The organism is Streptomyces sp. NPDC088766 (assembly GCF_044750845.1).
GTDB lineage: Bacteria > Actinomycetota > Actinomycetes > Streptomycetales > Streptomycetaceae > Streptomyces.
Genome location: NZ_JBIVKQ010000008.1, coordinates 237,440 through 252,251, shown reverse-complemented (window position 1 = coordinate 252,251; position 14,812 = coordinate 237,440). Strand labels below are relative to the sequence as shown.

The 14,812-nt window shown below is 70.9% G+C and carries 11 protein-coding genes; 4 read left to right on the top strand and 7 right to left on the bottom strand.

Going from position 1 to position 14,812, the window contains the following annotated elements; all coding sequences use genetic code 11:
- The first annotated feature begins 394 nt into the window (after positions 1-394).
- Positions 395-841, top strand: coding sequence for a YdeI/OmpD-associated family protein (locus tag ACIP5W_RS14335; protein WP_401471839.1), 447 nt, complete (start codon positions 395-397; stop codon positions 839-841).
- A 589-nt stretch (positions 842-1,430) separates the two neighbouring features.
- Here ACIP5W_RS14335 and ACIP5W_RS14330 read toward each other — a convergent pair.
- Genes ACIP5W_RS14330 through ACIP5W_RS14320 form a run of 3 tightly spaced genes read right to left on the bottom strand, consistent with a single transcriptional unit; the run spans position 1,431 to position 2,754 of the window.
- Positions 1,431-1,865, bottom strand: coding sequence for a VOC family protein (locus ACIP5W_RS14330; protein ID WP_401471836.1), 435 nt, complete (start codon positions 1,863-1,865; stop codon positions 1,431-1,433).
- A gap of 30 nt (positions 1,866-1,895) precedes the next feature.
- Positions 1,896-2,264 (bottom strand): hypothetical protein, encoded by a 369-nt coding sequence (locus ACIP5W_RS14325; RefSeq protein WP_401471833.1) that lies wholly within the window; start codon positions 2,262-2,264, stop codon positions 1,896-1,898.
- 25 nt (positions 2,265-2,289) lie between these two features.
- Positions 2,290-2,754 (bottom strand): RrF2 family transcriptional regulator, encoded by a 465-nt coding sequence (locus ACIP5W_RS14320; protein WP_401471830.1) that lies wholly within the window; start codon positions 2,752-2,754, stop codon positions 2,290-2,292.
- 313 nt (positions 2,755-3,067) lie between these two features.
- On the opposite strand from ACIP5W_RS14320, the gene ACIP5W_RS14315 reads away from it, so the two are divergent.
- Entirely contained in the window at positions 3,068-5,785 is a 2,718-nt protein-coding gene (locus ACIP5W_RS14315) for an FAD/NAD(P)-binding protein (RefSeq protein ID WP_401471827.1), read from the top strand.
- 411 nt (positions 5,786-6,196) lie between these two features.
- Here the strand turns inward: ACIP5W_RS14315 and ACIP5W_RS14310 are convergent, their stop codons facing one another.
- On the bottom strand, positions 6,197-6,790 hold the full coding sequence (locus tag ACIP5W_RS14310) for a hypothetical protein (RefSeq protein ID WP_401471824.1): 594 nt from the start codon (positions 6,788-6,790) through the stop codon (positions 6,197-6,199).
- 192 nt (positions 6,791-6,982) lie between these two features.
- On the opposite strand from ACIP5W_RS14310, the gene ACIP5W_RS14305 reads away from it, so the two are divergent.
- Both ACIP5W_RS14305 and ACIP5W_RS14300 read left to right on the top strand, forming a co-directional pair.
- On the top strand, positions 6,983-7,468 hold the full coding sequence (locus ACIP5W_RS14305) for a DUF427 domain-containing protein (protein WP_401471821.1): 486 nt from the start codon (positions 6,983-6,985) through the stop codon (positions 7,466-7,468).
- A 958-nt stretch (positions 7,469-8,426) separates the two neighbouring features.
- Positions 8,427-11,702, top strand: a complete 3,276-nt coding sequence (locus ACIP5W_RS14300) for a LamG-like jellyroll fold domain-containing protein (protein WP_401471818.1) — start codon at positions 8,427-8,429, stop codon at positions 11,700-11,702.
- A gap of 17 nt (positions 11,703-11,719) precedes the next feature.
- On the opposite strand, the gene ACIP5W_RS14295 is transcribed toward ACIP5W_RS14300, so the two are convergent.
- The 3 genes from ACIP5W_RS14295 to ACIP5W_RS14285 form a co-directional block, all read right to left on the bottom strand.
- Positions 11,720-12,004, bottom strand: a complete 285-nt coding sequence (locus ACIP5W_RS14295) for a hypothetical protein (protein WP_401471958.1) — start codon at positions 12,002-12,004, stop codon at positions 11,720-11,722.
- An 11-nt stretch (positions 12,005-12,015) separates the two neighbouring features.
- Positions 12,016-13,047 carry a LacI family DNA-binding transcriptional regulator gene (locus ACIP5W_RS14290; protein WP_401471815.1) on the bottom strand — a complete coding sequence of 344 codons (1,032 nt, stop codon included), beginning with the start codon at positions 13,045-13,047 and terminating at the stop codon, positions 12,016-12,018.
- A gap of 496 nt (positions 13,048-13,543) precedes the next feature.
- Entirely contained in the window at positions 13,544-14,695 is a 1,152-nt protein-coding gene (locus tag ACIP5W_RS14285; protein WP_401471812.1) for an alkane 1-monooxygenase, read from the bottom strand.
- Positions 14,696-14,812 lie beyond the last annotated feature (117 nt).

Below are 14,812 nucleotides of genomic sequence, written 5' to 3'. Positions count from 1 at the left end.
CTCGGGCGCCTCGGCGAGCTGCCGGACGAGGCAGTGGCGTACCTGCTGTCGGGCAACAACAGGGAGGCCCGGACCGCCGGTCTGCAGGCCGGGCCGCATACGGGCGGCTCGGCATGGCGCAGGCCTGGGCGATCGCCGAGGGGATTCCGGCAACGGTGTGAGCGTGGCCGGGTGCGCGTGACCGGGTGGTGTCAGTCGAATCACCGTGGTTGTCCCGCCCCGCCCGACACGGCCAACTCCAGCCCCCGCCACGCCGATTCCGGCGAACAGCCGCCCTCCCACCGGCCACTCCCCTGACAATGTGACACAGCACGGCCACCGGCCCATCGCGGCCCCCACACCGCGAACCGGACCGACGCACACGGCCACACGGCCACACGGACAGGAGCAGACCATGAAGTTCCGCACCCACGTCGAACCCCCCGAACCCATGCGAGGCCTCGAAGTCCCCCCGGAAATCATCGACGAACTCGACGCCGGGAAACGACCACCCATCACCATCACCATCAACGGCCACTCCTGGAACAGCCGCATCGCGATCATGCGAGGCCGCTACCTCATCGGCTTCAGCAAAGCCAACCGCGAAGCCGCCGGCGTCGAAACCGGCGAGGAAGTCGAAGTCGACCTCGCCCTCGACACCCAACCCCGCACCATCGCCGAACCAGAAGACCTCGTCCAAGCCCTCGACGCCGACCCCGTCGCCCGCACCGCCTACGACCAACTCTCCCCCAGCCGCAAACGCGCCTACATCCACACCATCGAAAGCGCCAAAAAACCCGAGACCCGCCAAAGCCGCATCCAGAAAACCCTCGCCACACTCCGCAACCAATCGCTCACATGAACCACCCGGCCGACCAGTCGGCCGGCAGCCCGGCAACACGGCCACACGACCGACAACCGGCCGAACGACGAAGCGCCGGCGCTGTCCGGCCACCGCAGTGATCCCCCGCACCCCCGCACGCCAAGTCGGGCGCACGGTCACGTAGCGGTGTTCTGCGGGCCTGCTCCCTCCCGCAGGCCCGCAGCGCCTTCATGCCGGCGCCCGCCTGACGGCGGTCCGCCGGTGGTGGTCGACGGCCTCCACAGCGGCCGTACGACTCGTCGCTGCCCTGGGCTCCCTGGGCTCCCGGATCGGTGCCGTGCAGGCTTCGCAGCGGACGATCGGGGTCCGCTGCGACTGCGCCGAGGAGTGCGGTGAAGGACCGCCCCCGTGCTTCGACCGTCGATTCGTCGAACAGTTCGACGGAGTACTCGAAGGTGACGGTGAGGGTGTCGTCCCCGGCCCGGCGCAAGGCCCGCCGCGAGCACGAGAACCGGGTCGGTACGCTCACACCCCGACTCTGATCGTTCTCAGCGCCAACCGCTGTACCGATGTTCCCCGAGGCCGGTGATGAACCGTGTCACCACACGAACGCCATCAGGCCGGATGTTCAGTCGAGACAGAACTCGTTGCCCTCGACGTCCTGCATCACGAGGCACGACTCGTTGTCCTCGTCGGCGAGCAGGAGTCGCAGGCGTACCGCGCCGAGCGCGACCAGTCGTGCGCATTCGGCCTCGAGAACGGCCAGGCGCTCCTCACCCACGAGTCCGGTGCCGACCCGCACGTCGAGATGCAGGCGATTCTTGACGGTCTTGCCCTCGGGGACGCGCTGGAAGAACAGTCGCGGGCCCACCCCGGAGGGATCGATGCATGCGAACCACGAACCCCGGTCCGCAGGCGGCAGCGAGCGATCGTGGTCGTCCCACGTGGCAAAGCCCTCCGGCGGCGACGGGACGACGTACCCCAGCACCTCGCACCAGAAACGGGCGACGCGCTCGGGTTCCGCGCAGTCGAAGGTGACCTGGAACTGCTTGATCGATGCCATCGGGCCACCGTAGCAGGGGGCCTCGGTTGCTCAATTCCCTTTTCGTACCGGCAGGTTGACGGGAGGATGGCTCTTGCCGGCCCCGCTGCTGTGCCGTCCGGCGGAAACCGCCGGCCGCTGGACCTTCAGGACTCGAGAACGTCTCTGGATCCAGTGACGCGCGGCAGCCGGTGCCACTTCGATGCCGTCGCTCCATGAGCACTCTTCCAGCTGCGAGAGGTAACCGTCCTGTGTGAAGAGCAGGAGCTCACCGGGGAACTCGCCGGCTTCGGTGACGAGCAGCGGTTCGGCCGCCACGACCGTGCCGAGGCGTGGCGCGGGCTCCGCCTCGCTGGTGTCGAGGCGGCAGCCGGCCGACTCGACGAGACAGGCCGTTTCAGGTGACGGCAATCGGATCACGGAACACCGGAGGACGCGAAACGCGTCACTGTCCGTAGCGGCGAATGTCGGCGGTGTACTGTTGCGCCCGCTCCCGCACGATGTCCGGCAGCTCACCGCGTGCGAGGTCGGCAAGCGTGGTGGCCTCCAGCACCTGACGCAGACTGGTGCGCACCGCCCGCCAGACGTCGGGGAGCACGGCCGCCGCCCCCGGGTGCTCCAGGTCGGTGAGGCTCAGGTCCCGCACCTTGGCCAACGGGCCGTCCACGGCGCGGATCACCGCTGCGAGGCTGATCTCGTCAGCCGCTCCGGCCAGCAGGTACCCGCCTTGTGGACCCCGCACGCTGCGTACCAGATGGGCCAGCCTCAGCTCCCTCAGAATGCCGAAGAGGAACCGGACCGGAATGTCCTGACGGTCCGACAACTGCTCGGCCGTCAGGGGCGTGTCGCCGGCCGCCGCCAGCTCCGCCATCGCCCGCACCGCATAGTCCGTCCTCGCCGTGATCCGCATCCGGCCAATTTCTCACACCCGAAAAGGCTTTGACGCCCTCACGCGGGTTCGACGGCAGCCGGCGCCGGCACGGAGCGTGAAGGGGAACCGTCGGTGATCATGCCGAAGCCGAAACGGATACCGGGCAGGAGAGAACAAGGCTCTTGCCCGTAGTTCACAAAAATGGTGAACTACGGCGCACTCACTCTGGGACCTTCGTGGTCCGTGAACAGCTCCACGCGACACCAGCGCAGCCGTCCACCTCGCACGGCGCGAGCGACAACGCGCACGGGCACCCATCCGGCCGAACGGCCCGGCAGACAGGAGGCGTGGCATGACGTCATTAACACCGCGGGGATCGGTGGCCATCGTGGGAGTGGGGGCGGCCGGTGCTCTGGTCGCCGTGCAGCTCTGCGAAACCGCCGTCCGCCGCCGGATCCCCCTGGAACTCCTGCTGATCGACCCGGCGGGGGAGGCTGGCCGCGGCACCGCCTACTCCACCCGCGACCCGCGACATCTCCTCAACGTGCCTGCCGGGAACATGAGTTGCTATCCCGACGACCCGGGGCACTTCGTACGGTGGCTGTGCCGCCACGGCGAACCCACGGTCACCGCCGCGGACTTCGTCTCGCGCTACCGCTACGGCGCCTACCTGTCGGACACCCTCGGCCGGGCCGTCATCGCGGCCCACGGCACGGTCACCGTCCGCCGGCTGCGCACCCGGGTCATCGACTGCCGCTGGAGCGACGGCCCCGGCGGGACCGCCCGACTCGAACTGGCCGACGGCACCGCTGTCGACGCCGACAGCGTGATACTGGCCACCGGTCCTGCGCCTTCCTCCTCCGCGTGGCTGCCGGCCGCCCTGCACCGCAGTGACCGCTTCGTCGCCGCCCCCTGGACGCCGGGTGCCCTGGACGCCCCGGCCCACGAGCAGTGTTCGGACGACGTGCTGCTGATCGGCACCGGGCTGACCGCCGTGGACGTGGCCCTGCGGCTGAACCGGCCGGGCCGGACGGTGCACGCGGTGTCCCGCGGCGGGCGGCTGCCCCAGGCACACGCCGTGACGCCCCTGCCCGCCGTCGCCTGCGCCGAGCCGCTCACGGGGCTGCCGCTGCCGGACGTGCGCACCGCGGTCTACCGGCACGTCGGCCGGGTCGTGCGCGCCCAGGGCGACTGGCGCCCCGCGCTGGACGGGCTGCGCCCGCTCACAGCGCAGTTGTGGGCGTCGCTGTCCGTCGACGAGCGGGCCGAGTTCCTCGAGCGGGACGGCTCCCTGTGGAACGTGCACCGGCACCGGATGCCCCCGGCCACCGCGGAGAGCGTGGCCCGGATGCGCCGTACGCGAAGGCTGAGGGCGGTCCGGGGGCGGATCACCGACGTCCGGACGCTCCCGGACCACTCGCTGCGGGTTTCCCTCACCGACGGCCGTGAACTTTCCGTGGGCTGGGTGGTGGACTGCACGGGGCCGGGCCTGCGGCTGACGGACACGGCCGATCCGTTGTGGCGGAACCTGCTGCGGCGCGGCGACGCGGTGCCCGGCCCGCTGGGCATGGGCGTGTCCACCGACGACGGACGGCTGCGCGACCGGGACGGCCGGACGAGCCGCGCGTTGTGGACACTCGGCTCGCCACGCCGCGGCGAGTTGTGGGAGACCACCGCGATCCCGGAGATCCGGGTCCAGGCCGCGGCCGCGGCCGAAGCGGTGCTCGACCGGCTCGCCGCTCCCCTCACCCACGCCGCGTCCGCCCGACGTGCAGCCCGGCGTCCCGGCGACGGCGGCGGCCTCGCTCTCAGCACCCACTCCGCCGCCGCGGCCGCCTACCGGTCAGGGGTGGACCGGCTGCTGAAGGTGCGGGCCGGTGCCCCGGAGGCGTTCCGGCGGGCCACGGCCCTCGACCCGGGCTTCGCGACCGCCCACGCCGCGCTCGCGCTGATCGGACACGAGTGCGGGGCCGACGTGGACGTCTTCCGCGCCTTGGCCGATGCCCAGCGCAGCGCACGTGAGCGGGCCGACGACCGTGAGCGTTCCTTCGTCGACGTGGTGACCCGCCGCGTCCGGGGCACGGTCGCGGAGGGCGACGCGGCCCTCCTGCGACACCTGGAGGACTATCCGGGCGACCGGCTGGCCCTCGCCACCGCGGTCCCGACCATCGCCTTCTCCGGCCTGTACGACCTCGACGGCAGCGCCGCGCTCCGGCTGCTGGAGAAGACCGCGCCGGCCCACGGGGGACACTGGTTCCACACCTCCCTGCTCGCCTTCATGCGCCAGGAGCAGAGCCGCTACGACGAGGCCGAGGACCTGGCGGAGCAGGCCCTCGCGGCGGAGCCCGGGTCGGGGCACGCCATGCACGCCCTGGCGCACGTGCACTACGAGCGCGGCGACCACGACAAGGGCCGCGAGCGGCTCGACGAATGGCTGAGCGGCCAGGGCCGCGGCGGCACGCACCGCGCCCACTTCGCCTGGCACGCCGCCCTGCACGAGCTGGCCGTCGCGGACGCGGCGGCGGTCCGGCGCAGGTGGGCGGGACAGCTGTCGCCCGGGAAGGTCAACGGCATCCGGGCGCTGATCGACTCCGGTTCCCTGTTGTGGCGGGCCCAGGTGTCCGACAGCTGGCAGGGGCGGATACCGATCAACGACGTGCTGGAATCGGTCTCCGCCGACATCCTGGAGCGCCCGGCCACCGCCTTCACCGCACTGCACTCCGCCATCACCCTCACCGCCGCGGGAGACCTGCCGGGGCTGCGGCGGCTGCAGACTCACGCGCTGGACGCCGATCAGGTGCAGCGCGAGGTCATCGCCCCGCTGTGCGAGGCGTTCACCCACCTCGTGGAAGAGAACTGGGCCGAAGCGGCGCGGCGGCTGGAACGCATCCTCCCGATGCTCCGCATGGTGGGCGGCAGTGCCGCGCAGCGCGAGGTCGTGGAGGAGACCCTGCTGTACGCGCAGGTCTCGGCGGGCTTGTGCACCGCGGCCCGGGTGCGCCTGCAGGAACGTCTGGACCGCCGCTCCTCGCCCCATGACCGGCGCCGGCTGGCGGCGCTCCCCTCCTGAGGGGAGCGGACCGGACGACGGCGACGGAACTCCGGCGGACAGCTCCGGGCATGCCCGGCCGGCATTCCGGGGATGCCGGTGAAAGCACCGGCCTCCGCGCGACGTGCGACGTGCGACGTGCGACGTGCGACGTGCGACGGTATCGCCGGGCGCCTCGGACCTGGGAGGGGATCGGGCGGCGGCCGAGCCGTCGCCCGGCGTCCGGCCGGGGGAGAGCGAGCGGGAGGGGGCCGGCCCGGGTGACCTGGGCCGGCCCCTCCCTGCGAACACTGCGAAGCGCGGGATCAGCGTCCCTCATGGGCCGAGGACATCCGCACCTCGGTGAGCTCGATCGAACGACCGGATGAGAGGACCATGTGGCTCGGCGGCGTGCTGACACCCCATGCACATGATCCACTTCCGGTACCCGATCTAGAAGCGGAGGTGCGTGTCAGCGGTGCCGACGACGAGGCCGGTGGCGAACACCTTGGTCCTGAGCGTGTTGTTCAGCGCGGAAGCGGCGGTGGAAGTGAGTCGGAGAGTGACCTTCCGCGCGTCGAGGCGGTGCTTGGACACGTCCACGGACGCCGTGGAGGTGTCGAGGTTGAACACGGGGACCCTGGTGGCCGAGCCGGCGACCTTGGCGGTCAGATTGCCCTTGGTGAGGTCGATGGTGAAGTCCTTGACCTCCAACGAGCGGCCGTTGAAGACGTTGACGAACTTCAGTCCCCCCTGGTGCTTGACGGTGCCGGCCAGCGGATCGGTCGTCAGCGTCCCGCCGGTGACCGGGTAGGCGGCGGTCAGGGTGGGCTGCTTGCCGACGACGGCGAGGCCGGGCTTGCCGGGGCGGGTCACGAGCGGCGCGACGCCGTTGGACAGCAGCGCCCTGGCCACGGCCGGGGCCACGGTGACCTTGGTGGTGCCGGACTTGACGTGGACGGTCGCCGGGGAGGCCAGTGCGGGGCCGGTGGTCAGGGCCGCCGCGGTCACGGAGCTGATGCCGATCAGCGCAATACGAGTCAACACGGTTCGATCTCCCGTCGGTTGCGATGTTCTCGACGTTGCAGGAGATGCATACGTCCGAAGACCGTCGACCGGATGCACCCTCTTCACGAGCCTTCTCGTCACACGTGTGCGAGCCAGGTGCATCCGGCAGGACCTGCGGCGACGAAACACCTGTGACCGATACCGCACCGTGCTGCACACCACGAGGACCTCATGTCTGCTTCCGCATCCCTGCAGCCCGAGTCCGTCTGGGACTACCCCAGGCCGCCCGCCATGCGAGAAGACGCCCGCCACACCCGTGTCGAGTGCGGCGGCCTGCTGGTGGCGGACACCAGGAGAGCAGTCCGTGTCCTGGAGACCAGTCACCCGCCCGTGTTCTACATTCCCCCCGCGGACGTACGTCTCGACCTGCTGCGCCCCGCCGCCGGCGGCACCTGGTGCGAGTGGAAGGGCAAGGCTCAGTACTGGGATCTGGTGGTGGGTGACGATGTGCGCGAGAGAGCCGCCTGGAGCTACCCGCACCCCGCTCCCGCCTACAGCCTGATCACGGGCTGTCTCGCCTTCTACGCGAGTCGGGTGGACCGCTGCACGGTCGGGGACGAGGAGGTCCAGGCGCAAGAAGGCGACTTCTACGGCGGCTGGATCACCAAGGAAGTGCGTGGCCCCTTCAAGGGAGCACCCGGAACCCTCACCTGGTGAGAGAGGGCTTCGTCGAGGCAGAGGGGCGTTCTCCGCGACGATCTCAGTGGCAGCCGCCGTCTCCGCCCCACGAACGCTCAGGGCGTGTCCCCGGCGCCGGCCGTGGAAGTCGCAGAGGCGGCCGCACGGGCCCGCACGCCGCGCTGCCGCACCGGTCGGGGACGGAGGGCGACCACGACCGGGCTCGCGAGGTGGTGACCTCGTCGGAGTCCTCGAATCGCCTGACGGAGCCGAGGCGCTCGTCCTCGGAGCCGAGCCCTCTCTCCACCGCCCGCCTCCCGAGCACCGATTCCTCGTCCGCCGGTGTCCTCGTCCGCCGGTGCCACGCGGAGAGCGAGGAAGGTGTCGGTGACACCGTCCTGGCTGGCTTCCCACCGCCGAGCGGGAAGAAGAACCCGTACCGGGCATCACTGGCGACCTCCTCGTGTTCGACGCCGCCTGCTTCGGCACCGAGGCGGGACGCTCACGGCCGGCAGCGTCCTCGAACTCGGCGCCGGCCCCTACCGGGTGGACTCGGCAAGCGCCGAACCCGACCACCGGACGTCCTTTCTCGTCCACCGGTTCGCTGAGCCGGCCTGACCCGACATCGGGGCAGAGACGCGCGCCCGTGGGTGGACCGACGCACGCCCGGGTGAACGGGTACCTCAGTTGCACGGCGGCTGCGACCGTACGGGGCAGCTGCCCGCGGCGCCCTCTCACGCCGCCTCTTCGAACTCGCCCACGAGGGCGCCTCCTCGGCGGGGACTTGCGCTCCCGCACCGGGCCGTTTCCCGATCCGGAATCTCTGCCGCCCTCTGGCCGCGGCGTCCGGTGACGGCGGGCGACCGAGTGGTGCGCGAGGTCTGGACAGCGTATGGAGGCCGTGCTGTCATACCGCTGTCACAGGATTTCCAACGTTGAAAAGGTTGCCGCCGGCCGACCGCGCCCAGGCACAACCTCCACACGAGGAAAAGGTTTGATGACACGACACCGCACCCGCCCGAAAGCAAGAGTGTGGGCGCTGCTCGCCGCAGCCGCCCTGGTCCTGCCCCCCACCGGCCTGGTGTCCACCGCGACGGCCGCGGAACACACGGACAACGCGTCGGCACCCGCCGCCGAGCAGGCCGCCGTCCGGACGCACGGTCTGAAGGGCGAGTACTTCAGCATGTCGGCGCCCGGTGCCCGGGACTTCGCCGAACTCGGCGGCACATTACTCGATCCGCAGATCAACTTCTCCGGACTGACCAGCACCTTCGAGGAGTTGACCGGCAGAACGGAACACACGACGGCGCGGTGGACGGGACAAATAGAGGCACCCGCCACCGGTGACTACACCTTCCACGCCATCGGCGACAACGGCTTCCGCCTCTACATCGACGACGAGCCGGTCATCGACCACTGGGTGGGCGACTGGGACCGGGAGCAGACCGGCGCCCCGGTCAGGCTGGCCGCCGGTGAGAAGCACGACTTCCGCTTGGAGATGTTCCAGGACACCGGCGGAGCCAACATGTTCCTGCGCTGGTCGACGCCGACGCGGTCCAAGCAGCTCGTGCCGATGTCGGCGTTCACCCCGCCGGCCGACTTCGAGGTGTACCCGGTGGAGCCGAGCGTCGCCCAGGACGGGCGGCGGCTGCGCGTCCGCTTCGACGGCGAGGTCGGCGGCCTCCAGGCGGTCAAGGACCACCTCAAGGCCGAGGCCGACACCACCGCCATGCCCGTCAGGTCGGTCACGGCCTACCCGGGTGACGCCGACTCCCTGCTCGTCACCCTCTCCGAACCGGTCCAGAAGAACCAGCTGGTCAGGTTCTCCTACGACGGTGCGGGCGGCCTGACGGCCGGCGGCAGGAGCGTGCCGAAGGTCATCCGCTACGCCGAGAACGCCTCCGCCCACCGCCTGACCACCGCCTGGGGCGACGCGCTCGACACGGAGCATCCGCTGCCGGAGTACCCGCGCCCGCAGCAGGTGCGAAGCAAGTGGAGGAATCTCAACGGCCCGTGGCAGTTCAGCGCCGCCGAGCAGGGCGAGGAGCCGGACTTCGGCAAGAACCTCGACGAGAAGATCATCGTGCCGTTCCCGGTCGAGTCGCAGCTGTCCGGGCTGGAGCGGCACGAGGACCACATGTTCTACCGCAGGCTCGTCGACGTACCCGAGAGCTGGAAGGTGGGCACGAACAGCCGGGCCAACCGGCTCAAGCTCAACTTCGGCGCTGTGGACTACCAGGCCCGCGTCTACGTCAACGGCACGAAGGTCGCCGAACACACCGGTGGCTACAACGCCTTCAGCGCCGACATCACCGATGCGCTCAAGGGCTCCGGGCGGCAGGAGATCGTGGTCGCGGTCACCGACACCGGCGGCGCGAACCAGCCCATGGGCAAGCAGTCCACGAACCCCGGCGGCATCTTCTACACCCAGACCTCCGGCATCTGGCAGACCGTGTGGATGGAACCCGTCGCCGCCGCCTCGATCGACGACATCGTCACCACGCCCGACATCGACACCGGCACCCTCGCCGTGACGGTCGACTCGGACGACGCCTCCCCCACCGCCCGCGTCGAGGCCGTCGCCCGCGACGCCCGCGGCAAGGTCGTCGGCAAGGTCACCGGAGCGGCCAACGAGCGACTCGGCCTGCGCGTGGCGAAGCAGCATCTGTGGAGCCCCGACGACCCCTACCTCTACGACCTCGACGTCGAGCTCACCGACGGCAGGTCCACCGACCGGGTCACCGGCTACTTCGGCATGCGCGAGGTCGGCATCGAGAAGGTCGGCGGCTACAACAAGCTCGTCCTCAACGGCGAGCCGGTCTTCTCCCTCGCCACGCTCGACCAGGGGTTCTGGCCCGACGGCCTGTACACCGCGCCCAGCGACGAGGCCCTCGCCTTCGACCTCGAGGCGCACAAGAAGCTCGGCTTCAACGCCGTCCGCAAGCACATCAAGGTGGAACCGGCGCGCTGGTTCCACCACGCCGACAAGCTGGGCCTGCTGGTCTGGCAGGACTTCGTCTCCGGTGACATCACCGACGGGACGGGCCAAAAGGCATTCGTCGGGCAGGGCGAGGAGATGATGCGCCAGCACCACGACGCGCCCTCCGTGATCGGCTGGACCGTCTTCAACGAGGGCTGGGGCGAGTGGAACCGCGAGGAGACCGGCCGTATCGCCGAGTCCGTGAAGGCCGCCGACCCGTCCCGGGTCGTCAACGCCCACAGCGGGGTCAACTGCTGCAACAGCAAGGGGGATTCCGGCAAGGGCGACATCATCGACCACCACGACTACAACAACACCGACCCGGCCTTCCCCGACGACGAGCGGGCCGCCATGGACGGCGAGCACGGCGGCTTCACCCTGCGTACCCCGGGCCACATGTGGCCGGGCGCCCCGACCGTGATCTACAGCGGCGTCACCACCAAGGAGGAGCTGACCCGCACGTACGTGGAGAACACCGAGCGGTACTACCTCGACCAGGCCGGGGCCGAACTGTCCGGCTCGGTGTACACGCAGATCACCGACCTCGAGAACGAACTCAACGGCCTGTACACCTACGACCGCCGCGACATCAAGGTCGACGCCGCGCGGGTGCGGGAGATCAACCGCAAGGTGATCGCCGCCGGCGCCGCCGCCGGCTCGCACAAGCCTTTGACGGGCGGCGGGCACTGGGCCATGGACGAGGGCACCGGCACCACCGCCGCGGACGACGGTCCGAACGACCGGCCCCTCACGCTCCGTGGGGGCGCTTCCTGGACCCCCGGCGTCAGCGGCAGCGCGCTCGCGTTCGACGGCCAGAAGCAGTACGCCGAGACCTCCGGACCGGTGCTCGACACGGCCGGCAGCTACTCGGTGTCGGCCTGGGTCCGGCTCGACCGGATTCCCGGCAACTACGCCACCGCGGTCAGCCAGGACTCCCGGGCGACGGCCAACGCGTTCTACCTCCAGTACGGCCACGGCAACTTCGCCTTCAGCACACCCGGTGAACGCCGCGCCCAGGTGGCCACTGGCGCGGAGACCGGCCGCTGGTACCACCTCGTCGGCGTCCGCGACACCACGAGCAACCAGATCCAGCTGTACCTCGACGGCAAGCTCGCCGCGACCGCCACGGGCGGGGCCGCCCACCCGAGCAGCGGCCCGCTGACCGTGGGCCGCGCCCACTGGGACGGCGCGGACGTCGACTTCTGGAACGGCGCGGTCGACGAGGTCCACGCCTTCGACCGGGCACTCACCGCGCAGGAGGTGAGCGGCCTCTACACGGAGGGCAAGCCCTAGGAACCTCCCGGCTTGGATCATCCCGGGCTCGCGGGGTGCCTGCGCAGCGGTCCCGGTGGCGGGAAGAGGATCTCCCGCCGCCGGGACCGCTGCTCGGTGGAGCAGCGCCGGGGTCGCGGCGCCCAGGGCGCCTCCACGGACCACGTGGTGTCCTCCGTGCACAGGGCAGGGTTGTCGAAGGCGCGCGTACCGCCCGGGACGGCCGGCCGCAGTTCGGCGTCGTACCGGAGGGACTTGTACCGGCCGGTGGGCAGAGCGACCGGGGCGGTCGAACCCAGGGAGGCCCCGATGAACGCCCGCACCGCCGAACAGATCAGCCGTGCCCACGACCGGGTGCCGCGCGACCCAGCGTGCTCTCACGCTCCACCAGGCGGTAGTCCGCCCGGACACGGCGCGGTTCGGGCAACTCGCCGCCGCCGAGCCGGGCGAGCACCGACTCGACCGCGAGCCGGCCGATGGCTCCCTTGTCCGGCGACACGGAGGTGAGCGTCACCGCGCCGAACCGTCCCTCGACCACGTCGTCGAAGCCGACGATCGCGATGTCCTCGGGTACGCGCAGTCCTCGTTGGTGGAGGACGCGCATGGCGCCGATGGCCATCGGGTCGTTGTAGGCGAAGACCGCGTCGGGACGCCGTCCGGCCTCCAGAATGCGGGCCATGGCCGCTGCCCCGTCCGCGTGGCCCCAGCCGTCGGTGGCGGCGACCAGCCCGTCGTCGGCCGGCAGTCCGGCGGCGGTCAGTTCCTCTCGCCAGCCACGCACCCGCAGGTGGGCGGGCTCACTGCGGCCGCGCCGGGCGCCGATGAACGCCACCTCGCGGCGTCCGAGGTCGATGAGGTGGCGGACGGCGGCGCGGGCCGCGGCCACGTTGTCGATGGCGATGTGGTCGTACGGCAGGTCGTAGTCGCGTTCGCCGAGCAGGACCAGCGGTACGTTCTCCGTCCGGTCGCGCAGGTCGTCGCTCTCCAGCTCGATGGGGCTGAGGATGAGTCCGTCGATCACCCTGGCCCGGAAACCCTGGCTGACCAGGACCTCCTGCTCGCGGCGGCCGCCGGTGTGGTCCAGCAGCACGATGAGATCGTGAGCGGCGGCGGCGTCTATGACGGCGGCCGCCAGTTCGGCGAAGTAGGGATTGCCGAGCTCGGGCAGAGCGAGCGCGATGATGCCGGTGCGCCCCTTGCGCAGATGCCGGGCGGCCAGGTTGGGCCGGTAACCGAGCATGTCGATGGACCGCTGGACGCGCTCGCGCATGGCCGGTGTGACGTGCTGGTAGTTGTTCACCACGTTGGAGACGGTCTTGATGGAGACCCCCGCGTGCGCGGCAACGTCCTTGAGGCTGACCCGCACGGCAATCCCTTCACGGCGTCCCGACCGGTGCGGCCGGTACGGGTACGGGGTCGTCACCGTCGGCTGTGCACCGAGTCCCCCACCTGACTTTTGCAACGTTATACAGGCGTCCTCGTCGCGCTGACAAGGCGACGTGAGGGGCCGCCGTGCGGGACGGAAATTCCTGTTCAGCCCGTCCGCACGCGGCGGCACCCAGCAGGGTTGTCCCCGCGTTCCGGTCGCCGGTCCACGGGCACGGGATGCCGGGCGTGAGCGCCCCTGCACGGTCGGTCCGTCTTTCACGTTCCGGACAGGACCGCGGTCGGCCCACCCTGCGACCCCGGCGGTCCCCTCCGCCGACGCGGGGACGCCCCGTCCGCCTGTCCGCAACCGACGGACACGCCGGGTCCGGACCTGGGACGGGATGTGGGCGACCGGCCGGCCCGGACGCGGTCCGGCCGACCCCCGCTCTCCTTCTCCCTCCCGGCGACCGCTGCGGGCTGTCCGCCGCCGAGTGTCACGTGACGGGACGGACGCCGTGGTGCTGGTTGGCGCGCGTCGGGTCTCCTCCGTAGTGCGCCACGACCTTGGGGTCCATGACCCGCCGCCACAGCGGGGTCACCCACGCCAGGACGATCATCGAGGCGTAGCCGGAGGGCAGTTGGGGGGCCTCTTCGAAGTGCCGAAGCGTCTGGTAGCGGCGCAGGGGGTTCGCGTGGTGGTCCGAGTGCCGCTGGAGCTGGTACAGGAGGATGTTGCTGGTGGTGTTGTTGCTGTTCCAGCTGTGTCGCGGAGCGACCCGCTCGTAGCGTCCGTCGGGACGGCGCTCGCGCAACAGGCCATAGTGCTCGATGTAGTTGACGGTTTCCAGCAGCAGGACGCCACAGGCCGCCTGGACGAACAGGTAGGGAAGGACACCCGGTCCGAATCCGGTCGCGAGTGCGGCGAAGAGTACGAGGGTCAGGCCCCAAGCGGTCAGCACGTCGTTGCGGTGCGACCAGGTGCGGTGCCGTCGGCGGTTGAGGCGGCGGGCCTCGAGATGCCAGGCGGACCGGATGCTTCCGGCGACGGTCCGCGGCAGGAACGCCCACAGGCTCTCCCCCAGCCGTGAGCTGGCCGGATCCTCCGGGGTGGCGACACGCACGTGGTGGCCGTGGTTGTGCTCGACGAAGAAGTGCCCGTACGCGGCTTGTGCCAGGGCGATGCGGGCGAGACGCCGCTCGACCGTCTCGCGCTTGTGTCCGAGTTCGTGAGCGGTGTTGATGGCGACACCGGCCACGACGCCCACGGTGGCGGCCAGGCCGAGCGCGTCCGTCACCGGCATTCCCCCGGACCACAGCAGGCAGGCGTAGAGCAGTCCCACGTACTGCAGAGGCAGGTACAGGAACGTGCACCAGCGGTAGTACCGGTCGTTCTCCAGGAGCGGGACCGCCTCTTCGGGAGGGTTCTCCTGGTCCCGGCCGACGAGGGCGTCGAGCAACGGGATGATCACGAACGCGAAGAACGGTCCCCACCACCACAGCACGTGCCAGTCACTGACTTCGACGAGTGCGGCGGCCTGGAAGGGGAGCGCGGGAACCGCCAGGCCGAGGAGCCAGGCGTGGCGCTTGCGGTCGCGCCAGGGCGGGGCCGCGGGCCGTGGGGAAGGTGTGGTCGTCGACGCTGTCATCGCGCTGCGCTCCTCAGGGCGGTCGGCTCGGGAAGGGACGGTCGCTCGGGCTGCGGCGGCCGCCGGAGCGGTCGGAGGCAACGTCTTCCGGCGACCCGGCAGAGCGTGGCAGCGACG

Coding starts and splice junctions, on each gene's coding strand:
- ACIP5W_RS14335 (WP_401471839.1), top strand. CDS start 395: ATGAAGTTCCGCACCCACGTCGAACCCCCCGAACCCATGCGAGGCCTC.
- ACIP5W_RS14330 (WP_401471836.1), bottom strand. CDS start 1,865: ATGGCATCGATCAAGCAGTTCCAGGTCACCTTCGACTGCGCGGAACCC.
- ACIP5W_RS14320 (WP_401471830.1), bottom strand. CDS start 2,754: ATGCGGATCACGGCGAGGACGGACTATGCGGTGCGGGCGATGGCGGAG.
- ACIP5W_RS14315 (WP_401471827.1), top strand. CDS start 3,068: ATGACGTCATTAACACCGCGGGGATCGGTGGCCATCGTGGGAGTGGGG.
- ACIP5W_RS14305 (WP_401471821.1), top strand. CDS start 6,983: ATGTCTGCTTCCGCATCCCTGCAGCCCGAGTCCGTCTGGGACTACCCC.
- ACIP5W_RS14300 (WP_401471818.1), top strand. CDS start 8,427: ATGACACGACACCGCACCCGCCCGAAAGCAAGAGTGTGGGCGCTGCTC.
- ACIP5W_RS14285 (WP_401471812.1), bottom strand. CDS start 14,695: ATGACAGCGTCGACGACCACACCTTCCCCACGGCCCGCGGCCCCGCCC.